Source organism: Enterococcus sp. BSD2780061688st2 D3 (assembly GCF_005844145.1).
GTDB lineage: Bacteria > Bacillota > Bacilli > Lactobacillales > Enterococcaceae > Enterococcus_B > Enterococcus_B durans.
Map to the genome: position 1 here is coordinate 31,577 of NZ_SPHN01000003.1, position 21,685 is coordinate 53,261.

The window sequence follows — 21,685 nt, forward strand, 5'->3', positions numbered from 1 at the left end:
ATTGTAACGGATAGCTCGCAATTTGAAAAGACACATTTGTGATTTTTAACACAATGATGATTTCCTTTACGATTATTGCATGTATCTTCTTATCATTCAGAAGCTTTGGGCAAAATTATTTGTTGAATGCCCGACACATTTCTTGTATTTCTTGATAGATTTCTGCTACTTCAGTGAGATCTTTCGCATTGGCTCCACTTGCTAATGGATGTCCACCGCCGTGATGACGCTTCGCCAGTTCATTGATAACAGGGCCTTTCGAACGTAGGCGTACACGATAATAGCCTTCTGGTTGTTGGACAAAGATCCCCCATGCTAATACCTCATCGATCACTCCTGGCAATGAGACGACTGCAGCTGTCTCGGAGTCATCAATCGAATACTTCGAAAGGATTTCTTGGGATAAGATCACCTTGCCAGCGCCATGTTCATCAACTTCGATATTTTGATAGATATACCCTGAAAGTTTCGCCACCTTCATAGGCATTTGTTCGATTTCTCGGTTTAGCGCACTTGCATCAAACGGATAGCTCATTAGGATTGCAGCAATCTCTAGCGTTCTTGAGGTAGTAGCTGGATATAAGAAACGTCCAGTATCCCCTACGATCCCTGCATAAAGAAGACGGGCTGCTTGCGCATTGATTTTTAGCTCATCTGGGAATAGCAACGCAAACTCAGCAATCATTTCACTGCAACTGCTTGCATCCGTATTGACCCAGACCAAATCTCCGTAAGGCTCATCATTTGGATGATGATCGATCTTTATCAGTTTATCGCCAAGATCATAGCGTTTATCACTGATTCTAGGGGAATTTGCTGTATCTGTCACGATCACCAATGCATTTTGATACACCTGATTTTCTATCGTCTCCATCTCTGCTAAAAAACGAAGCCCCTCAACTGTTTCACCCACTTGATAAATCTCTTTGGTTGGAAAGCTTTCTCGTAAAATTTCTGCTAACCCAACTTGAGAGCCTAACGCATCTGGGTCAGGGCGTTGATGCCGATGGATGATGATTCGATCATATTTTTTTATTTCTGTTATTATTTCTGATTGGATAGACATTTTTTTCCTGCTTTCTAAGAACGTTCCATTACTTGACACACCACAATAGCTTTTGAAACGATCGTATTTTCAATGTATACTTCGATATCTAGTTTGGCAGATCTTCTGCCTATTTCTAATACTCGAGGACGTATATCTAGCTCGCTTTCTAATTGGATCAAACGTAGGTAATGCAGATTTACTTGTTCGATCAAAATGTTTCTTCGCTGATTCATCACCATTGTTTTTTGTGCGACATCTGCAAGAATCTCACTCAAAACACCAAAGGAAATCGTACCGACGCCGTTGACCATTTGAGGGGTCACAACAAACTTGAATTTAGGATTCTCTAAACGATTCCCTTCTTTATCCACATCGATTGTTTGGATGCTGCCAGAAATCTGATCAGAGATCGTATCTGCGATTTGCGGCTGTCTTTGGACGAGCTGCATAGCTTTCATTACATCCTGACGAGTGATTACTCCTTCAAGAGTCAAATCATCTGACACTACTGGCATCACTTCCAAGCCATCCCAGATCATTTGATGGCTGACTGAAGCGACACTCATCGTTTTTTTGACACTGATAGGTTCTTTCGTCATGACACGATCAATAAATTGAGTAGCTGATTTTCCTAACACATCTTTTGCTGTGATGATCCCCATCAGACGCATATGACGATTCACTACAGGAAATCGTGAATGCTGTGTTTCTTCTGATAATTTCTGATAATCAGCAATTGTATCTGTTTGAAATAAGTAGTGTGTTTTTTCTGCTGACATATAAATATCACTGACTAGCATGATATCTTTTTTGATTAACTGATCACTCAATGCACGGTTGATCATTGTCGCAACTGTAAACGTGTCATAACTTGTTCGCAGGATCGGCATGGCTAATTCATCTGCTAACTGTGCGATTTCAGGAGTTGTATCAAAACCACCTGTGATGAGTACTGCTGCACCATCCTCTAAAGCAAGCTTTTGCACTTCTGCTCTGTTCCCTACGATCATCAACGATCCGGGAGTGATATAGCGTTCCATTGCATGCTTTGTCATTGCGCCGATCACAAATTTGTTCAGTACTTTATCAAGCCCAGAGGCACCGCCTAACACATCTCCTTCAATGATCCGTACAACTTCACCGAACGTCAAACGCTCGATATGTTTTTTTAATTTCCGCTCGATCCGAATCGTACCAACGCGTTGGATGGTTGAGACTAAACCAACATTTTCCGCATCTTTGATTGCTCGATAGGCAGTACCTTCGCTGACACTCAGTTCTTTTGCAATACTTCTTACTGAAATACGATTTCCTACTGGCAAACTTTCAATATATTCTAAAATTAAATCATGCTTCGTCGCCATAACTACCCCTACACTTCTAGCGTTTCAGATACGCTCATTATTTTTCCTTCGTTTTCCGTCAATAAATCGATAAATACTTGTGGATCTTGTTCGATCACTGGGAATGTATTGTAGTGGATAGGTACGACCAATTTAGCACCGATCCGTTTAGCTGCTCTCGCCGCATCTTCCGGCCCCATCGTGTAGTTATCTCCAATCGGCAAAAATGCAACATCAATCGAAAATTGTTCTTTTAGCAACGCAAGGTCACTGAAATCAGCTGTATCTCCAGCATGATAGATTGTTTTTCCTTCAGCTTGGATAACAATTCCGCTAGGTTCTCCCATATATTGCAGAATACCATCAACTTCATAGCTCGAACTATGTTGTGCAGGTACGAATTTTACTGTACCAAAGGGAAACGTGTATTTACCGCCGATATTCATCCCATGTCCTTTTACCCCACGACTTTGTGCATAATCTGCGATTTCAACAATACTTATGATCGTGGCATCGTTTTTCTCAGCAATCGGGATCATATCTCCTATATGGTCACTATGTCCATGAGTAACTAAGATCCAATCTGTGTTAACTTTTTCCACTGTTAAATCCGTCTTGCTGTTTCCTGTAATAAAAGGATCGATGATCAGCCGTTGTCCGTCAGCCATTTCTACGGTTAGGCAAGAATGGCCGTGATAAGTAATTTTCATTTTTTCCACTCCCAACACTTTTTATTATGAATAGTAAAACGATTTCACTTTCAGAAATCTATCTAAATAATAGTACAGTATATACGAAATCATTGTAACAGATAATACAGGTTGCACCAAGTCCAAAGTCAGTTTCAGCCGCTAAAAACAATTTAAACCAGATCTGCATAGATTGGTTGGACGATTGTTTCGAAGTCTTTTCTAGCAATTTTGATGCTTCTACCGATTTCACCACTCGACATAACTAACTCATTTTGTTCTTTCAATGTGTTGTCCGCCAGAAAAAGATAGTCTGGATGCTCTTTATGGATGCCGATTGGCGTATTTGCTCCGTGAGGATAGCCAGTATAAGTCATCACGTAGTCCATACCGGGAAAACCGACTTTGTGATCTTTAGACACTTTTCGCGTTTTTTTATAATCCAAGTGTGCAGCTAAAGGAACAATTGCAATGATCACACCTGTTTTATCACCTTTTAAAACCAATGTCTTGCAGACAAGCTTTGGGTCGATCTTTTGAGCTTGTAATACCGCCTCAAAATTTTCTAAATCTTCTTTTCTAAAATCAATAGGTTGATAGCCTACTCCTAAGTCATCTAAATAGTTTTCTACTTTTGTTTTTTCCATTTACTTTTTATCTCCTATCTCTTTAAGTAACTTCATTCTCATCTTATCATCAACTATAAAAATAAACGGTATGGAAAATCCTTCTCACTGTGGAGAAAAATTTCCATACCATTGTTGATTATGCTTATTTTTTACCTCTGCGTTGAGTAGCTTCCATGATCACTGGCAAGATGACAGGACGTCGTTTGGTTTGTTCAAACAAATAGCGTCCAAGCTGATCTCTAATATCTTGTTTGAGTTTACTCCATTCAAAATCATTGCTCTCTAAATGTTTCCCAACGATTTCTTCGATCATGTTGCTGCTTTCTTTCATCAAATCACGACTCGCTTTCACATAGACAAACCCACGTGATGTAATTTGCGGTTTTGAGATGATTTTCTTCTCACGGCGACTGATCGTAACGACTGCCACGAAAATTCCATCTTCTGACAGGATCTTTCGATCACGTAATACGATATTTCCGATATCACCAATACCTAGTCCATCGATCATGACATTCTCAGCGCTGATTGTCCCAGCAACACTCATCCGCTTATTTTTATATTCTAAGACATCGCCACGCCCTGTAATATAAATATTTTTATACGGGATTCCAACAGCGTGGGCTAAATCAGCATGTGCAGCCAATTCACGATATTCTCCTTGAACGGGAATAAAATAAGTTGGCTTCATAAAGTTCAGCATCAGCTGCAAGTCGTTAGGATTCGCATGTCCAGATACCCGCATATTCTCAGAAATAAGTTTCACCGATCCGCCAGCTCGATAGATCATATCTTCCGTTTTAGCGACCATTGTTTCCATTGCGATGCTAGGAGTGGTTGTAATATAGACCAAATCGCCTTCTTCGATCTTGATGTTACGGTGCGTACCGTTCGCCATTTTTTGTAAAGACTTGATTGGTTCACCCATACGACCTGTTTCTAGGATGATCAGCTCTTCTGGTTTATATTTTTTCATATCTTTCAACGTAACAAGTAGATCTTCACTAGGAAGTTGGAGTTTTTCTAAGCGCATCGCTGTCCGAATGATTCGTTCAAAATCTTGGCCAGTCAACACGACTTTTCGTTGCGCTTTTTCTGCTGCATCCAACACTTGTTGGACTCTTTGCAAGTTACTTGCTACGCAAGCGACAATAATTCTGCCTTCCCAATACTTGATCGTATCGAACACTTCATCTGCAATCTGTAATTCAGATGCAACTGGTACTGGGTTTTCTGCATTTGCTGACTCACTAAGCAAAGCAAGAACCCCTTCTTTACCAATCTCAGCTAGACGGGCATAATCTGTTTGATACATCGGGATCGCTGTCTGATCGAATTTGAAATCTCCTGTGTAGACGATGCTGCCTTCTTTTGTTTTCAAGTTGATTCCTATTGAATCAGGGATCGTGTGTGTTGTACGGAAGAAACTGACGATTGTTTCACCAAAATCGATTTCTGTGTGTTCATCTACTACATGAAAATCTTTGAATCCTTTTGCGGCATCATTCCGACTGACACTCAATTTTGCTAACTCGATCGTTAGCTCTGTACCAAAAACAGGAACAGATAACTTCGATAATAAATAAGGTAGTGCTCCGATTGCGTCCGCATGTCCATGTGTCAAAAAGACACCAGCTACACGATCGATATTTTCTTCCAAATACGTAAAATCAGGAATAACGACATCGATTCCTAACAATTCGTTTTCAGGATATTTTAGACCGCAGTCTAATACAAAAATGTCTTCTCCCACTTCAGCGATATACATGTTTTTTCCATTTTCACGTACGCCGCCTAAAGGGATAATTTTAATGGTACTCACAAATTTCACCTCTTCTTATGATGTCCAAGTTTAAAGACATCGATTCTCTTCTTTAACTAAATACGTGATTCATTTTAATGAAATACTTGCAAAATTTTTTGCTCTTCATACTAGCAATTAGCTGACAGCTGACTCGTTTTGATCCCTGCCACTTTTTTGAACAAGTTCCATCGAATAAATGAATCTTTTATATTTGTAAACACAAAAGCTGATCTTATCCTTATCAGCTATTCCCCACTATTATACAACAATTTACTCAAATCGCTAGTATCAGCCATTTTGTTTAATGTGAACCATTTGTTGCTCCTTTGATTGGGGGTAGAAAGAAGATAATAGGCTGAACCTTCTTGGTCTCCTTTCCCACATCATCCGTTACGAATATACTCCGTCCATTTTAACATATTTTCGGAAATAACTATAGTCAGATTTTCTAAGTTGTAAAAATCACTGCATAGAATAACAAAAGGGTTTAAGTTCTATTTAAGGTGACTTTCCTACACTCGTTCTTGTAACTATTAGGAGGGATACATACGATGAATTTTATGAAACGCGCACTAAAAAGTACCAAAGTAAAATGGGGACGTTCTTTATTGTTATTCGCAGTCTTTACTGCCATTCTTATTTTTGTACTGGCAGGTTTGACGATTCGAAGTGCGGCTGAACAAGCAGCAAAACAAGCACAAAAAGATGTTGGTGCGACTGTCACATTAAGCGCCAATCGTCAGTCAGCTTTCCAAAAACAAGAGGAGAATTCTACGAGTGATTCCTCATCAAGTGAGCGTCCAGATCCTGGCAGTTTTTCACTCACTCCTGTTTCATTGAGTGACGCAGAAAAAATAGCCAAACTCAGTAATGTGAAAAGCTACTCTTTTGAAAGTTCTGCTTCTGCCCTTGCCAAGAGCGGGATCACCGCTATTTCCAGCTCTGAGTCTTCAAGTGATTCACAAAGTACTGATTCAAACAATACAAACGCTCCTGGCGGCATGGGTGGCGGACCACAAATGATGCAAGCAGATTTTCAGATCAGCGGTGTATCAGCTACTAGTCAAAATAGTAATTTTACAGATGGAACAGCAAAAATCACAGACGGTGAAGGAATAACTGCAAGTGATAAAGGAACGAACAATGTTGTCCTTGATTCCACATTAGCTGAGGCAAATGATCTATCTGTTGGAGATACCTTTAAAATCACCAGTTCCAAAGATGAAGACACTGTATATGAAATGACGGTCAAAGGAATCTACGAATCGACTGCTACAACTAGTAGTATGGGAATGAATTTTAGTTTTATGAATCCCTCCAATACACTTTATACCTCTTATACATTTGCGAATGAACTGAACGGTACCACAGATGATGATACAGTTGACTCAGCTGTTTACACTTTGACTGATCCGGATGAAATGGCTGATTTTATTTCAGAGGCAAAAAAATTGATCGACACAGATACGTTCAGTCTACAATCCAATGATGCGTTATATCAATCCATGCTTGAACCGTTGAACAATGTTGCAAGTTTCTCTAAAAATGTTGTCTTGCTAGTAGCCGTTGCAGGTGTCATCATCTTGACATTAATTATTATGATCACGATTCGCGAGCGCCGACACGAATTAGGTGTCTTGCTCTCTTTGGGAGAATCACGAACGAAGATCATCCTACAATTGTTTATTGAAGTAGCGTTATGTATGATCCTAGCCCTCGGTGTGGCTTCGATCAGTGGTAATGTTGTAGCCAATGCAGTAGGTCAGCAGCTTTTAGAACAACAGACAGAAAATACCTCTCAAAATCAGGGACAAACAGCCCCTGGTCAAATGCCCGATGGTAATGCCAAAGCTCCTGATGGACAGAGAAACAGAAGCAACAATAATCCGTTTGAAGTTTCCCAACAAGTAAAAGAACTCGAAATCAGTGTTCAGCCTGCACAATTAGGTCTTCTCGCCGGTGTAGCATTCGGTATCAGCTTACTCTCTGTTTTTCTTGCATCAATAGGAATTTTGCGATTAAATCCAAGAAAGATTTTACTAAACTAAAGGAGGAATTCGATGTTACGAACAGAACAATTAGGTTTTTGGTATCAAAATCCAGAGGAAGCACTTTATAAAGATGTCAATTTATCATTTGAAACAGGAAAGATGTACGCTATTTTAGGTGCGAGCGGTTCTGGAAAAACGACCTTTCTCTCTTTGATTTCAGGACTCGATCAACCGAAAGAAGGAAAAGTATACTACGAAGAACAGTCATTAGCGAAAATCGGCTTACGGAATTACCGCAAAAATGATGTATCAATTATTTTTCAGGCCTATAACTTATTGCCGTATCTTTCAGCCGTTGATAATGTGATCGTCGCTATGGAAATCTCAAATGCCAAACATAAAGAGTATCGCCGAATGGCTTTGGAACGTTTAGCGAGAGTAGGTATCGATGAAACTCTTGCCAAAAAGCAAGTAACGAAATTATCTGGCGGTCAGCAACAGCGTGTGGCAATCGTCCGTGCTATCTGTTGCGAGCATCAATTGATCGTCGCCGATGAGCCTACTGGAAACCTTGATGAAGTATCTTCGCAAGAGATTGTCCACTTATTCCAAGAAATCGCTCATGAACAAAATCGCTGTATCATCATTGTGACTCATGAGTTAGAAGTTGCAAAAAGCTGTGATGAAATCTATGAATTAAAAAATAAAGAATTTGCTAAAATCATCCTTGATTCGCCAGAATAACTTTTTGATCCGACACACCAAAAAGAGGCTGTGACAGAAGTGTTTAACTCCGAGAAATAAGCCGAAATTCACAAAAATTTGAAAAACAATTTTCGTTAATTTCGGCTTATTTAAGAAGGAGTTGCTTCTGCTCACACCGTTTATTCGTTTTTTAAGAATAAAACAAAAGTATTCCTTACTTTTGTCTCACGCTCTGAAGGTAACTAAATGAATGTGGGATAAATCTAACAATCAGGTTTGCTACAGACTCTCGAATAAACGGCATCCAAAAGTCAATTTTTTTGGAAATTTCAAACCAAAACGACTTTTGTCTCGACCTCATACTCTGAAGGCAAATAAACGGTTGGAACAGGAGTTGCTCCTGTTCCAACCGTTCTTTGTACTTACTGAGTCAGGTATCATTTTATCATCGTGTACTATTGGGAACTCCACACGATAAACATCGATACTTATTTGCGGTGATCATCTTTTTTGGAGAATTTTTCTTTGACATCTTCAAAGCCTTCTTTGATGTCATCGCCGAGGTCACGTGCTTTTCCTTTGATATCGGCACCTAAAGATTGAGCTTTGCCTTCTGTTTCTTTGCTCTTATCATTAGTAGCTTTACCGTATGCTTCTTTTCCTTCACCGACTACTTTATCTTTTGTATCTTCTGTACGACCTTTTAAATCTGCCATTCTAATTCCTCCCTTGATTTTCATCTCTTACTATTATCAGAGTATCATCAACTATAGAAACAGACAAACAGAATGCTTGGACACCCTAGATCGTTTTTTCAAATGTCCCCCAAACTTTGACTTCCTGCTCTTTCACCATTATCTGTCCTTTGGCGATCACTGAATCAATCGTTAGTGTTTCCTTATCAAGGATACATAGATCAGCATCATTTCCGACTTGTATTTGCCCTTTGCCTTCAAGCTTTAGAATGCGCGCTGGGTTAGTTGTGATAGCTCGAAGTGCGATTTCCAATGGAATATTTTCCTTTTGGACGGCTTCTTTGATACCAACTAATAATGATCTTGCACTACCAACACCCATCCCGATAAAATGGTTATTTTCATCAAAATAAGGCAGGCTTCCTTGACCATCGGAAGTCATCGTAAAATTATCAAGTGCAACACCCGCATCTAATAATTGTTTCAATGCTTTACTAAAACGGACTTCTCCATCTGTTTTTTCCCAAAAATCAGGATCTTCGCTTGCAGTGAAATCGATAGTACCGCCATTTTTAGCAAATTCAATACATGCATCAAGTAATTCCTGTGTGCGATTCGCATGGGTTGGTAAAAATTGTGAAATGGGAATTTCTGTTTCTTCTACTACTTTTTTCAATAGTTCAAGTTTCCTTGTTCCTCCACCTAGATGGACATTCACGATTCCAGCTTTACCTGATAACATCCCACCCACACGTGCATCAGCAGTGGCACGAGCAAATTCTTCAAAAGTTGGCTGAGAAGAACGGTGATCAGAAACAGCAATTTCACCGATTCCGATTATTTTATCGATTGTCAAAAAATCTTTGATGATCGAATCAGTGACAGTTTTGACAGGTAATCGATACGAGCCTTCATATACAAAAGTAGTGATCCCTTCTGCTTCTAAGCCTTTCGCTTTACTAATGAGCGCTGTCATATCCCGCCCTTCACCATCTGTTCCTAAACAGCCGACCACAGTAGTCACACCAGCTGATGTCAATTGACTCAACGTGACTTCCGGCGTGCGATTTTGAAAGCCTCCTTCACCACCACCTCCTAGGATATGGAAATGACAGTCGATAAATCCCGGTGTCAACAGTTTCCCTTCCCCAGAAATTTCTTCCACCTCTAATTCAGAGTAACCACCTGTAATGTTTTCCTCTAGTGCAATGATCTTATTTCCTGCAAGTAAAACATCTAATTTTCCTAAATAATCTGGTGCGTATACTTCAATTTGTCGAATGAGTTTCATTTTTTTCTTCCTTTCTTATAAAAAAGCAACTGCACCTGCTATAGGTCCAGCTGCTTTTTTGTTCTTCTATTCTTTTATTGTAAACCAATGGCTATCGCGATCATAATAAAAATCGTTCCCAGTACAAAGAAAAATCCTTGCATTTTTATCTGGAATTTTGCCCATTTAGCCCATTCGATACGTGCCACACCTAGTACCCCAATCAAACTTGCTGATACTGGTGTAAAAGCATCCATGAACCCTGAACCTAATTGGTAAGCTAAGACAGCTACCTGGCGTGAAACACCAACTAAATCCGCTAATGGTGCCATGATCGGCATCGTCAACGCTGCTTGTCCTGAATTTGATGTAACGACTAAATTGAAGAGACTTTGGAAGATGTACATCGCCCAAGCGCCAATCACTGCCGGCACACCTGATAATAGTGAACCAATACTGTGTAAGATCGTATTCAACGCAGAAGGCACAGATGCATCTGAACCACCTAATACTAATAAGATCCCTTTCGCCATCCCTACAACAACTGCAGTTCCAGCTAAATCTGCCGCTCCGGATTGGAACGAAGAAGCGATATCATTGACTTTCATATCATCAAGTTTGAAAATCACAGCAATGATCCCAGCTGCCAATCCCATCACAAAGAACTGAGATGCAATTTCTGGAATATAGTAGCCTTTCTGGGTAACGCCCCAAACGATCCAAACTAATACAGCCAACATTTCAACTAAGATCAACTTATGTCCTAAGGTAAATGCTTTTCGCTCATCCGTTGTTTTCTTCAAATGACTTCTGAAATATTCATCTGATTTATATGTTACAGAACTTTCCGGATTTTTACGAACTTTCTCTCCGTAGATCATCAAATACCCTGCAGATAGTGCCGTAACGACAATCCACATGATCAAACGGAACGTGGCACCAGATAGTACTGGTATTCCCGCAATCCCTTGCGCTACTGCTACACTGAATGGACTCATCCAAGAGGTAGCATTACCAACTTGAGATGCTACGTAAGTCACCGTAACTGCAACGATCGAATCATACCCGAGAGCAATGACAAAGGGAACCATTACCATAGAAAATGGGATTACCTCTTCTGCCATCCCGAATGTTGCGCCTCCAAATGAAAAAGCGAAAAATAATAACGGTAAAGCAAGGCGCTCTAATCCTTTTGTTTTACTGATAAAAGCATAGATACCTGCATCAATAGCGCCGGTACGCATGATGATCCCAAACGCTCCACCGACAACAAGAATCAAGGCTACGATCCCAACTGCAGAACCATACTTATCGCCAGAAACTAGACCTTCAAAAACAAAATTCAAAAAGCCGAATCCACCAAAATCATCGGTTCCCCAAATCTTCGCTGTTTTATGGAGTTTCTTGGAAGTATCATAAATGCTTTCTCCATATTGGTCATATAACACATCGTCCGTTAGAGAAATTTTGTCAAGTTTCTCTTGTGACAGATTTTTTTCTCCCTCAGAAATGACCTCTTCTAAGCCTTTTTCTGGAACATCTAGTTTTTCTCTTTGTGACGGGTTATCTTGTAAGTCCTCCAACTGGTCAAACACATAAGACTTGTCTAATTCATATGCATAACGAAATGAATCTTGTCGCAACACCGTCCGTGTGCTAGTTTCTCCGTTTGCATCTTTATATTCAATGTCTTGTGTACTGAATTTTCCTGCTGGAACAAGAAATGTTAGTATCCATGCAAATATAACAACGCCAAAAATAATGACATACGTATGCGGAGTCGTCATTTTTGTAAGATCTCTTTTAGGTTTTCCCGAAGAAATTTTTTTCTTCAAAAGCAATTCTTCCTTTCTGTTTACAAATTTAATGAATAAAAAATGGATAAGCAACTAGATTATACAGTAAAAATATACTTGAGACATGAATTATCCATTAAAAAAATTTTTTTCTTTTGACTAAATAAAAATCTCCTAATCGTCATCAAAATATATCTAGTTAAGAAAAATAGGTATATTTTATAATTAATCTTCGATTAAAAAATTTTTCTATCTTTCATCTTTTGTAAAAAGTTGATCCATTTTTCTCATCATATGTAGATAACTGCTATTTATTCATTCCCTGATATTTCCAAATATATATTCATGTTTTCTGCTATTTTTTTTCGTGGAAAACGTTCTCTGCATAAATAAGGTCCATTATTTAAGACTTTTTTTCATTCAATAGATAAACTTCATTGCAATAATCATAACTAATGTACTATAATTGCAGTGTAAAGAGTTTTGGGGAAGACTCTTTCATCAACGTGTATTAAGAGACAAGAAAGAATTCGCAAGAATTCTTTCTTGTCTCTTTTTAACTATATTTTCCATTTACTGTTTCAGTTGGCAGACTGTAAAATAGATCATTTGTTGAAGCAATAACATTGTAGCAATCGAGGCACCACCGCAAATTTCAGAATCAACATTTGGTAAAGTCAAGACACCATCATTCATCTTTGCATGGTTGTCTAATACCAAATCTGCAAACTCGAATAATCGTAATCCACTACTGTGATGTGACTTGATACTTCGGGATAGATCAAATCCCGTGACAACGATCAATGTGTAGTCGTTGTCTTTGATCCACTGTGCTAATTCTATTATACTGGGATTTCTGCCTTCATTTGAAAGAAGCAAAAAGATATCTTCCGATTGTGTAGTAAGTTGCTCAATGATCGCAGTACCCGTCCCTTCTATTTCTTCATATATTCCATTTGCCGGATTTTTTATTAATGTTCCTGGGATCGATTCTGGCAGCTGTTCCCAAAATTCAAAAGCCACACCGCTAAGTGAGCGACTAGCAAATATCTGTAATTTCCCACCCAAAGAGATTTGCCGAGCTATCCATCTTCCGGCTTGTGCCATGAGCGGTTCTTCGATTCTTAATTTCTTTTCCAATTGATTATAGTAATCAAAGTAGCGTAAACCCATCTGTTTCTCCTGCCTTTACATTCACGACAGAAACAGCTTCCTAATTTTAAGTGAGATAGAAACAGAAAATGACTAGTTTGTGGTAGAGTAGCTAAATACAAAAAAGGCATCAGGCGTTCTGCCCAATACCTTGACATAGCAAATCAACAAGCATTCGATCCCTTGAAAAATCTACAGCAAGGGTAGAATTTTCACCTAAAATTAGGTACAATAAATAAGGTCGATGCAACTGCATTGACTATGGCAAATGATCGGTCAGGGTGTAGACGTGTGACTGGTCATTCCTTGGTAGTTAGTTGCCGCTAACTATCAAGGAGCCTTTTTATTCAGCTGTTTCTATCTGCAACTATTGTAAGTAAACTATCCTACTAACGCAAGTATGAAATAGCAAAAAAACAAAGATAAGAATTCTTTACATAACAATATTTTCAATATCACACTAGTCAAAATCCTATTAGTATAGGATTTTTTATTTTGTTCCTAACAAGAATCAACTGTTATCGACAAATTAAATAAACTATTTTTTTATTCTATTTTTGAACATTTACTTGCAGTTACGCTACTATTATCTACAAAAGCTATTATTCCACTCAAGCACACCACTTCATCTACTCTTTCTTTTGTATTTTTTATTATTGGTAGCAAAAGTTTATTTCGCTATACAAAATGTCATATATTCCTGATAACTAAGATTGACTAAAAAATCAATAACTCAGATTAAATAACTCAAATTATGTATATGAATTGTAGTATTATCATGGTATCGTCTATTAAAAGAGAACGTTTTTTTAGTAAAGGAGGACCAATTGATTGAAAAAATACATAATCACTTTTGTTATAGAGGTTGGGACAGAAGTGTTTAACTCCGAGAAATAAGAAGAAATTAACGAAAATTGCTTTTCAAATTTTTGTGAATTTCGGCTTATTTCCGAAGGAGTTGCTTCTGCTCCCACCGTTTATTCGGAGTTAGAGTCTGTGGCAAAACTGATTTTTAGTTTTGTCCCACGCGCAACTCTTAGTTACTTTGTCTTAGAAAAAAACATGTTGCAATATATATGGATTGGATCACTATTGATTGGTATAGCATTATCTGGTACTGCTGTATCAGGTGATAGAATGAGAGCGAATCAAACAACGGGTTCTGAAAGCTATAATCGAAATTATTTTTTATATCCTTTAATTGTCTGCATTCCTTTCTTTATTCTACACAGTTTTTTTTAACAATATTTGACACCTGATTTATGACACATAGGAAAAAGAGAAAGTAGCCTTTAGCGATCTGAGTTGCTAGTAGCTTCTTTCTCTTTATTGATAAACACATTTCTAATCTGAAATTCCTGTAAAAACAATCTAACTAATTTTGTTCCCGTCCTCATGGCCACTGTTACTACTTTTTTGAAGAACTTTATTTCCAGCTATTCCAAAATTTCTAGTAAGTTACGTCTTATGATCTACTTTTGTTGCCCTCTCCTACTCATAGAAGCTGCATGACGTCCTTTTTTACCCACATGAAATTTCTTGAATAAATGTGGGATATACGCCAACAGATACAGTAGAATGAAAATGACAGCAAAAGTCAAAGCTTCCCAACCACCTAAAGCAAGTTCAAGCATCAAACTTAAAATCGAGATTGTAGCCAAATACCAAACGAAAATCAAAAATGTTTCTTTTCGTTTGACCATTCTAAACATGACATATGCGCTAATCAGCAACACTGGAGTTAAAAACAACCAGTTATTTCCTTCCATCAGCCATTTCAATCCATCAAGAAGCGTTTGACTGATTGTGATTACTTTTCCCATGCACGATACACACCTTTTTATTTTACTTTTCTAAAAATCCGACTTTTCCATTCTACTATAGAAATGAAGAAATCTCGTTCAATTTATCTGGCAAAATAGTTTTTTTAACAAAAATTAAAAACGATCATAGCTACATTCTTTACCTGTCTAAAGTGGAATTATAGTTCTTTGCTCAATTGAATCACGTATTCTTTCAGTGCCTTCCCAATTTCAGGATGGTGCAACCCATACTCGATACTGGTTTGCAGATAGCCAAATTTATCTCCGACATCATAACGTTTTCCTTCAAAACACCGCGCAACGATCTTCTGTTCTTTGTTCAATCGATCAATCGCATCGGTTAATTGGATTTCATTACCAGCACCAGGTTTTTGTGTTTCTAAAATTGCAAAAATCTCTGGTGTAAGTAAATAACGACCAATAATAGCCAGATTACTAGGTGAATCTTCTGGTGCTGGTTTTTCTACCAATCCTTTGACCTGGTACAACCCTTGGCCTTCTTTTTCTCCTGGATCGATTATCCCATATTTTGAAGTATCTTTCTGATCGATCTCCATCACGGCAATTGCTGAAGACTGTGTTTGTTCATAATCATCGATCAATTGTTTAGTCAGCGGAACTTGATCCACCATTAAGTCATCCCCTAACATCACAACAAATGGTTCGTTCCCTACAAAAGTCTTTGCCTGCAAAACAGCATGACCTAGCCCATTAGGATGTGACTGGCGAATGAAGTGAAGGTTTATTTTCCCTGTTTCTTCCACTAATTTCAACAAATCATTTTTACCACTTTTACGTAGATTCATTTCCAATTCCACATTGGCATCAAAATGATCCTCGATAGGTCGTTTCTCTTTACCAGTCACAATCAGAATATCTTCAATCCCTGAATTCAGCGCTTCTTCGACTATGAATTGGATCGTTGGTTTATCAACGATTGGAAGCATCTCTTTTGCCATTGCTTTTGTGGCAGGTAAAAAACGTGTTCCTAATCCCGCTGCCGGAATGACTGCTTTCTTGACTTTCATCTTATTCGTCCTCTCACTCATTCAGCGAATGAAAATTCTATCTGAAAGAAAATTCATTTTCCATTTTTCCATCACGCAACATGATTTCTTTCGCTGCTTTTTTGATATCTTCACCCTCATATAACACTTGGTAAATCGTTTGTGTAATAGGCATATCTACTCCAAGCTGTTCTGCTAATTCTACGGCAGCCTTAGTCGTTGAGACGCCTTCTACGATCATCCCCATATTTTCTAGCACTTCATCCAAGTTATGACCCTTTCCTAGCAGATTTCCTGCGCGCCAATTTCTTGAGTGAACACTTGTACAGGTAACGATTAGATCACCTACACCACTTAGTCCGATAAAGGTTAATGGATTAGCTCCCATTGCAACACCTAATCGACTGATTTCTGCCAAGCCACGAGTCATGATTGCAGCCTTTGCATCATCGCCAAAACCTAATCCATGGATTGCCCCTGCACCGATAGCGATAATATTTTTCAAAGCAGCACCTGTCTCTACTCCGATGACGTCATTATTCGTATAGATTCTAAAATAATCATTCATAAAGAGTTCTTGAACATAGGCTGCTGCAGTTTGATCCGTACTAGCCGCAGTAATCGTCGTGATATCATGTACTGCTACTTCTTCCGCATGACTTGGTCCTGAAAGAACCACGATTGCTTGCCTTTTTTCTTCTGGTATCTCTTCTGCAATCACTTCGGAGATTCGTTTGTGTGTCCCTTGTTCTAACCCTTTACTAGCATGGATGATCACTGGTTTTGTATTCATTTTATTGATCAATTCTTGGGCAACGGCACGAATTGCTTTCGTAGGTACGACAAATAATACCGCATCTGCTCCGTCCACTGCTTCTGCTAATTCGTGATATCCGATAATCGTTTCTGGAATTTTTAAGTCTGGTAAAAAATGTTGATTTGTATGATACGTATTGATTTCATCGATCTGTTCAGGAACATTCCCCCAAATACGTACGTCATGTCCATTTTCTGCTAACGTTTGTGCTAAAGCAGTACCCCAAGAACCTGGGCCTAGGACTGCAATTTTTTGTCTCATGGAAATTCCTCCAAAATCATAGTTGATACTGTCCATTATAATATAGATTCTTTAAATATTGGACTTATTTTTGTCGTTTTAATTGTTTGTTTAATACTTGACTACATTATCAAGGAGTAACTTACTGTCCTTTTCCTATGACAGACGAATAGTATTTTTGAGTATAAGACACTTACTCATCCATTGTAAAAATCCTACTAGTTTTTCTCAAAAGATTCAATCCATATCCTCTTTCCAGATTTCGTTATCTTATCAACAAATTATTTTTATAATCATTAAATAACCATTTTTCATATGAAATCATTATGTTTTTTTGGATGAAGGATCATCTCTAAAGCTATTCTAATGTTGATTCAGAAGTTTTTCTAAAAAAATATTATTTTTTATTTTGTTGCAATAACATACATTTTTAATCAACAGCGAAATAGCTTGTTATACTTATTTTATAGAAAGTTACTTTAGTTATTCTTATCAACATCAAAGGAGGAATGTCGGATGGATTGGTCTGTTACACTTCCAGTAGTACTATAAAAGAAAATGTTTACATAACTGGTAAAAAAGGTAAGGTGGATTCCTTGCCTTTTTTACTTGCTTCACAGCATTTTTACCTTAACACAGCCAATCCATGAAATGGTATCTATGTAAAAAAACATATACGTTATTTTTCCAGCAGTCCATCAAAAAACTGGCAGTTTTGCATTGAGTGTATATGCTTCTACATAGTTATTAACAATAGAGAAAAAAGTATCGGATCGCTTTTTTAGATCCGATACTTTTTTTCTAAATCTGTGAAGCTAAACAGAAATGTTTCACTCTGAGAAATAAGAAGTGCCTTACAAAAAAATTTTCACATTTGTTCGTTTTGGCTCATTTTTCGAAGAGTCTACTTCTGCTACCATATATTTGTTTTTCGATTATATTATAAATAATCCTACATGGCGTTCTACATCTTTACGTATTTACGTACTCATTAGCTGATTTTTTGCCATAAAGCAGCAGTGATATCTGGCGTCCAAGAAGGGATTGCTGTGTGTGCTTGAAGGCAACGATAGGTTCCCCCTTTGTATGTCACAATTTCACCGACCCCATAAGCTTTACCACTAGTCCAGGTATCTCCTTGAGGACTTTCACCTAGCGTTGTCACTGCGATTGATGGGCTTGCATCTGATGTGCCAACTGCATTAACTGCTTTCACCCGATACTCATACCTTGTTGCGGCCATTAATCCCGCATCAGAAAAAGTAGTCCCACCGGTAACACCTACACGTATACCTGATCGATAAATTTCATACTGCGTGACTTTTTCACTTGCATCATTGGCAGCCCATCTAAATGTCACAGAATTTTGTGTCAAATTTTCCACCGTTAATTCTCTTGGTGCAGATGGTTTTTGAGTTTGCCCTGTTTCTTTGTTGGTTGTCATCATCAATACGTCTGACCGCAAAGAACGATTACCGGCTGCATCAACTGCTTCAATTGAAAAAGAATACTGTGTTTCGGGTGTTAAGTTTGTAACAGTATAACTTGCGTTAGTGCTTGTACCAATGAATTGGTTATCTTGATAGATATTGTAATGTGACACGCGGACATTGTCCGTTGATGGCGTCCAATTGATTGAAACTGTCGAATGTGTTGTTGTTCCCTTTAAGTTAGTTGGTTTAGACGGTTTTTCTGTGTCTGGTGTTTTTTCTTTAAATAGATTTTGGTAAGATTTGGCAAAGGATTCATTGTAGGCTACCCCTGCAGAATTCATCCCTTCATCCCAATTGGCACTCCAAGTCATCACTCCTTTTAATGGTGTATTTTCTTTCTCCATTTGTTCGAATACTTGATAGACAGTGGTTGGATCTTTTACAAAGCCATTAGCAGCCGCATCCTCATTGGCTGGGATTCCTATTGCCAATTTATTTGCTGGGATCTGGATGAAACCACCACTTCCTTCATTGAATGATTTTGAAATACCATATAAAAAGTCGTACTTGCGACTATCATTGTTTTGCGCGATCCATTCTGTGCCAATACTAATTCCGTCACCTGCCTGATTATATAATTGCGGAGCGATAAAATCATATTCATTTTCCAACGCACGAACATACGGTGTATACGCTTGATTGTTTCTTAAATATGGAAATTCTGGTGCCATTGAGATAATAAAATGTTTGTTTTCTTTCTGATAATGTTCACGTACGATTTTTAAAGCAGCGGGTATGACAGATTGGTTATCGCCTGCTGCAACAGCAGTTTGTTCCAAATCAATATCTAAGCCATCAAAGCCATAACGTTCAACTAAACGTATGATCTCGTTTGCGAAGGCCTGTTCCTCCCCTTTATGTAATTCAATGTGGGAGTCCGCACCTCCAAGTGACATCAAGACTACTCGGCCTTCATTGTTCAATACAGCCACTTTTTCACGAAATTCCTGATCTGATATGTTGTAAGGCTTAAACGTTGGAATGCCTTCCCCTTTCATAAATGCTACAGCGATCACATTATAGAATGAGTTGATTTTATCCAGCTCCAAGTTTGCTGGTTTACCACCACGATATCCTGCACCACGTTCCGCTTCCCAGTTATGGTAATAGCCCACAGAAATTTGTTTATTGGAAATATCTGGCATCGTATCCGCTGCATCTGCTGCTAGAACTGTAGTTCCACCACCTAATAATGTCCCAAAAAGCCCAACTGAAAATAATACTGTTTTTTTCTTCATGTTTTTCCCTCCTTATCTTTTTTACATTTTTAATTAAATCATTTTTTGATAACGCATACATTTTTTGTTTGGTATTACAACATTGAAATTTTCAAACAAAAAATAACTATGTTCAAATAATACAAATTAATATTTAATTTTATCGATACAAAGATAAGCGTTATGTTATGATTAATTCATCAAAAAATATTGGAGGGATCTAAATATGCCACAACACTCATCACTGATACGAAAATTACGTAAAGAACGAGGTTTAACTCAAGAACAATTGACAAGAGGGATTTCACAACGTGGGACACTTGCTGCCTTTGAATCAAGAGGAACGAAAATCGGGTTTGAATTGCTTTTCAATTATCTTGAACGTATGAATATCACTTTAGAAGAGTATCAGTTCCTCCTAAATAATAACAATCTTTCAAATAAACAAAAATTAACTAACTATCTAATTTATTCCAAAGACGTGTCACCAACACAAGAAAAAGAACTGCTGAATGAATACAAAAAAACAGGGAATATCTATTATCGTTTGATCTACAGCCAGCGTAAATTGATTATCAGCTATCTATGTAATGATGCTTTTAACGAAGAACTAAAAGAAGAAATTGAAACGATCAAAAGATACCTGGAAACAATCGATACTTGGGGCCACTTTGAATTGACTGTCTTTTCTAACTGTCTGTTTATTTTTGATGACCAGTATATCATTCACTCCTTTAAAAACAGTGTCTCAAAAATGAAAGCTTACATAGATGCCACCTACTATTCTGAATTACTATCGAATTTCATTTTAAACGGCTTACGTCTCTCCTTTAATCGCCAATCAGTCACTCTTAGAAAACTCTTCTTGACCGAGTTAAAAAAAATAACGATACATCACAAACAAACATTGGTTACCGCTCACTATAAGACTTTTTCTGCTTTGGATCTTTTAGCTGAAGGGGATCAGTCAGTGATTTCTGAAATCGATCAAAGCATTGCTTTCTTTGAATGGTTAGAATTAACATCTACAAAAGAGTATTATCTTAAATTAAAAAACACTCTTATCCAAAAACATTCTTAAGAATTCCCTATTGGTGATTCGCCCATATTGTTGCAATAACATACAAAATATTTTTATAAAAAAGTCCTCCGTTATACTAAAGTTGTAATAAAAAAGAACATTCTAAGGAGGAACGATCAATGAAAAAAGTGGTACAGTTAGGATTAGGGATCATCTTGGCGACAGCAGGATTCACTGCACTATCAACGGTAGAAGTTTCTGCACATGGGTATATTTCTCAGCCTATCAGCCGTGGTTATCAGGGAAGTTTAGAGAAAGACAAAAACTGGTCAGCTGCATTTGAAAAATATGGTGCCGTTATCAATGAACCTCAGTCTTTAGAAGCACCAAAAGGCTATCCAACAGGAGGACCTGCTGACGGTCGAATTGCTTCTGCCAATGGTGCTGTTGGAGATTTTAAATTAGATCAGCAGTCTGCCTCTTTCTGGACAAAACAAACTCTCACAACTGGTCCGAATGATTTTACATGGAAATTCACGGCAAATCATTCCACAAGTAAATGGCACTATTACATCACTAAAACTGGTTGGAATCAAAACAAACCACTTTCTCGTGACGAATTTGAATTTATTGGTGAAGTAGACAATAATGGAGATTCTTCCGCTACGACACCGACCCATACGATCAATATCCCAAGTAATCGCTTAGGCTATCACGTCATCTTAGCTGTTTGGGATGTCGCAGATACAACCAATGCTTTTTATAACGTCATTGACGCAAATATCCAAAGCCCTACACTTTTAAGTCGCTTGACAAATTAAAGAACCCGTAATGAACAAAGAAAATACTCCCTTTTCATAAGCGAAAAGAGGTTGGGACAAAAGTAAGAAACACTTTTGTCTCGACCTCTCTTTGATAGGGCGATCAACTGGGTCTCCTTCTTGC

The 21,685-nt window shown here is 38.0% G+C and carries 18 protein-coding genes; 5 read left to right on the forward strand and 13 right to left on the reverse strand.

Features of this window, described 5'->3' with window-relative positions; genetic code table 11:
- Positions 1-115: 115 nt before the first annotated feature.
- The 5 genes from FGQ66_RS03590 to FGQ66_RS03610 form a co-directional block, all read right to left on the reverse strand.
- The gene (locus tag FGQ66_RS03590) at positions 116-1,066 is read right to left on the reverse strand and encodes a DHH family phosphoesterase (RefSeq protein ID WP_113846192.1); all 951 of its coding nucleotides are present in this window, start codon (positions 1,064-1,066) and stop codon (positions 116-118) included.
- 14 nt (positions 1,067-1,080) lie between these two features.
- Entirely contained in the window at positions 1,081-2,412 is a 1,332-nt protein-coding gene (locus tag FGQ66_RS03595; RefSeq protein ID WP_005876680.1) for a DRTGG domain-containing protein, read from the reverse strand.
- Between the two features lie 8 nt (positions 2,413-2,420).
- On the reverse strand, positions 2,421-3,101 hold the full coding sequence (locus tag FGQ66_RS03600) for a metal-dependent hydrolase (protein WP_005876678.1): 681 nt from the start codon (positions 3,099-3,101) through the stop codon (positions 2,421-2,423).
- Between the two features lie 152 nt (positions 3,102-3,253).
- Positions 3,254-3,727, reverse strand: a complete 474-nt coding sequence (locus tag FGQ66_RS03605) for a YbaK/EbsC family protein (protein ID WP_113846193.1) — start codon at positions 3,725-3,727, stop codon at positions 3,254-3,256.
- Between the two features lie 124 nt (positions 3,728-3,851).
- Positions 3,852-5,531: a ribonuclease J gene (locus FGQ66_RS03610; RefSeq protein WP_005876674.1), complete on the reverse strand. Its 1,680-nt coding sequence runs from the start codon at positions 5,529-5,531 to the stop codon at positions 3,852-3,854.
- 533 nt (positions 5,532-6,064) lie between these two features.
- Between FGQ66_RS03610 and FGQ66_RS03615 the strand changes: the two genes are divergently transcribed.
- Both FGQ66_RS03615 and FGQ66_RS03620 read left to right on the forward strand, forming a co-directional pair.
- Positions 6,065-7,561, forward strand: a complete 1,497-nt coding sequence (locus tag FGQ66_RS03615; protein ID WP_138301740.1) for an ABC transporter permease — start codon at positions 6,065-6,067, stop codon at positions 7,559-7,561.
- A 12-nt stretch (positions 7,562-7,573) separates the two neighbouring features.
- The gene (locus FGQ66_RS03620) at positions 7,574-8,248 is read left to right on the forward strand and encodes an ABC transporter ATP-binding protein (protein WP_113846195.1); all 675 of its coding nucleotides are present in this window, start codon (positions 7,574-7,576) and stop codon (positions 8,246-8,248) included.
- Positions 8,249-8,697: 449 nt separating this feature from the next.
- Here the strand turns inward: FGQ66_RS03620 and FGQ66_RS03630 are convergent, their stop codons facing one another.
- The 4 genes from FGQ66_RS03630 to FGQ66_RS03645 all read right to left on the reverse strand — a co-directional run bounded on the left by FGQ66_RS03630 (position 8,698) and on the right by FGQ66_RS03645 (position 13,143).
- Positions 8,698-8,925 (reverse strand): CsbD family protein, encoded by a 228-nt coding sequence (locus tag FGQ66_RS03630; protein ID WP_005876667.1) that lies wholly within the window; start codon positions 8,923-8,925, stop codon positions 8,698-8,700.
- 85 nt (positions 8,926-9,010) lie between these two features.
- Complete coding sequence (gene iadA / locus FGQ66_RS03635) at positions 9,011-10,195, reverse strand: beta-aspartyl-peptidase (RefSeq protein ID WP_113846196.1); 1,185 nt, start codon at positions 10,193-10,195, stop codon at positions 9,011-9,013.
- Between the two features lie 74 nt (positions 10,196-10,269).
- Positions 10,270-12,009: a putative basic amino acid antiporter YfcC gene (gene yfcC, locus FGQ66_RS03640; protein WP_005876662.1), complete on the reverse strand. Its 1,740-nt coding sequence runs from the start codon at positions 12,007-12,009 to the stop codon at positions 10,270-10,272.
- Between the two features lie 534 nt (positions 12,010-12,543).
- Positions 12,544-13,143 carry an SIS domain-containing protein gene (locus tag FGQ66_RS03645; protein ID WP_081135577.1) on the reverse strand — a complete coding sequence of 200 codons (600 nt, stop codon included), beginning with the start codon at positions 13,141-13,143 and terminating at the stop codon, positions 12,544-12,546.
- A gap of 975 nt (positions 13,144-14,118) precedes the next feature.
- Here FGQ66_RS03645 and FGQ66_RS03650 point away from each other — a divergent pair.
- Complete coding sequence (locus FGQ66_RS03650) at positions 14,119-14,364, forward strand: hypothetical protein (protein WP_113846197.1); 246 nt, start codon at positions 14,119-14,121, stop codon at positions 14,362-14,364.
- Positions 14,365-14,594: 230 nt separating this feature from the next.
- On the opposite strand, the gene FGQ66_RS03655 is transcribed toward FGQ66_RS03650, so the two are convergent.
- The 4 genes from FGQ66_RS03655 to FGQ66_RS03670 form a co-directional block, all read right to left on the reverse strand.
- Positions 14,595-14,945, reverse strand: coding sequence for a hypothetical protein (locus FGQ66_RS03655; RefSeq protein ID WP_005876654.1), 351 nt, complete (start codon positions 14,943-14,945; stop codon positions 14,595-14,597).
- A gap of 158 nt (positions 14,946-15,103) precedes the next feature.
- Positions 15,104-15,973, reverse strand: coding sequence for a UTP--glucose-1-phosphate uridylyltransferase GalU (gene galU / locus FGQ66_RS03660; protein WP_081135580.1), 870 nt, complete (start codon positions 15,971-15,973; stop codon positions 15,104-15,106).
- A gap of 37 nt (positions 15,974-16,010) precedes the next feature.
- The gene (locus FGQ66_RS03665) at positions 16,011-17,030 is read right to left on the reverse strand and encodes an NAD(P)H-dependent glycerol-3-phosphate dehydrogenase (RefSeq protein WP_095443584.1); all 1,020 of its coding nucleotides are present in this window, start codon (positions 17,028-17,030) and stop codon (positions 16,011-16,013) included.
- Positions 17,031-18,000: 970 nt separating this feature from the next.
- The gene (locus tag FGQ66_RS03670) at positions 18,001-19,740 is read right to left on the reverse strand and encodes a fibronectin type III domain-containing protein (RefSeq protein ID WP_113846198.1); all 1,740 of its coding nucleotides are present in this window, start codon (positions 19,738-19,740) and stop codon (positions 18,001-18,003) included.
- Between the two features lie 205 nt (positions 19,741-19,945).
- Here FGQ66_RS03670 and FGQ66_RS03675 point away from each other — a divergent pair, with 205 nt between their 5' ends.
- Both FGQ66_RS03675 and FGQ66_RS03680 read left to right on the forward strand, forming a co-directional pair.
- Positions 19,946-20,800 carry an Rgg family transcriptional regulator gene (locus tag FGQ66_RS03675; RefSeq protein ID WP_138301742.1) on the forward strand — a complete coding sequence of 285 codons (855 nt, stop codon included), beginning with the start codon at positions 19,946-19,948 and terminating at the stop codon, positions 20,798-20,800.
- Positions 20,801-20,919: 119 nt separating this feature from the next.
- On the forward strand, positions 20,920-21,561 hold the full coding sequence (locus FGQ66_RS03680; protein ID WP_113846200.1) for a lytic polysaccharide monooxygenase: 642 nt from the start codon (positions 20,920-20,922) through the stop codon (positions 21,559-21,561).
- Positions 21,562-21,685: the final 124 nt, after the last annotated feature.

What these genes read in the sequence shown, in the direction of transcription:
- FGQ66_RS03590 (WP_113846192.1), bottom strand. Translation starts at nt 1,066, where the DNA reads ATGTCTATCCAATCAGAAATAATAACAGAAATAAAAAAATATGATCGA.
- FGQ66_RS03595 (WP_005876680.1), bottom strand. Translation starts at nt 2,412, where the DNA reads ATGGCGACGAAGCATGATTTAATTTTAGAATATATTGAAAGTTTGCCA.
- FGQ66_RS03600 (WP_005876678.1), bottom strand. Translation starts at nt 3,101, where the DNA reads ATGAAAATTACTTATCACGGCCATTCTTGCCTAACCGTAGAAATGGCT.
- FGQ66_RS03605 (WP_113846193.1), bottom strand. Translation starts at nt 3,727, where the DNA reads ATGGAAAAAACAAAAGTAGAAAACTATTTAGATGACTTAGGAGTAGGC.
- FGQ66_RS03615 (WP_138301740.1), top strand. Translation starts at nt 6,065, where the DNA reads ATGAATTTTATGAAACGCGCACTAAAAAGTACCAAAGTAAAATGGGGA.
- FGQ66_RS03620 (WP_113846195.1), top strand. Translation starts at nt 7,574, where the DNA reads ATGTTACGAACAGAACAATTAGGTTTTTGGTATCAAAATCCAGAGGAA.
- FGQ66_RS03630 (WP_005876667.1), bottom strand. Translation starts at nt 8,925, where the DNA reads ATGGCAGATTTAAAAGGTCGTACAGAAGATACAAAAGATAAAGTAGTC.
- iadA (WP_113846196.1), bottom strand. Translation starts at nt 10,195, where the DNA reads ATGAAACTCATTCGACAAATTGAAGTATACGCACCAGATTATTTAGGA.
- FGQ66_RS03645 (WP_081135577.1), bottom strand. Translation starts at nt 13,143, where the DNA reads ATGGGTTTACGCTACTTTGATTACTATAATCAATTGGAAAAGAAATTA.
- FGQ66_RS03655 (WP_005876654.1), bottom strand. Translation starts at nt 14,945, where the DNA reads ATGGGAAAAGTAATCACAATCAGTCAAACGCTTCTTGATGGATTGAAA.
- galU (WP_081135580.1), bottom strand. Translation starts at nt 15,973, where the DNA reads ATGAAAGTCAAGAAAGCAGTCATTCCGGCAGCGGGATTAGGAACACGT.
- FGQ66_RS03665 (WP_095443584.1), bottom strand. Translation starts at nt 17,030, where the DNA reads ATGAGACAAAAAATTGCAGTCCTAGGCCCAGGTTCTTGGGGTACTGCT.
- FGQ66_RS03670 (WP_113846198.1), bottom strand. Translation starts at nt 19,740, where the DNA reads ATGAAGAAAAAAACAGTATTATTTTCAGTTGGGCTTTTTGGGACATTA.
- FGQ66_RS03675 (WP_138301742.1), top strand. Translation starts at nt 19,946, where the DNA reads ATGCCACAACACTCATCACTGATACGAAAATTACGTAAAGAACGAGGT.
- FGQ66_RS03680 (WP_113846200.1), top strand. Translation starts at nt 20,920, where the DNA reads ATGAAAAAAGTGGTACAGTTAGGATTAGGGATCATCTTGGCGACAGCA.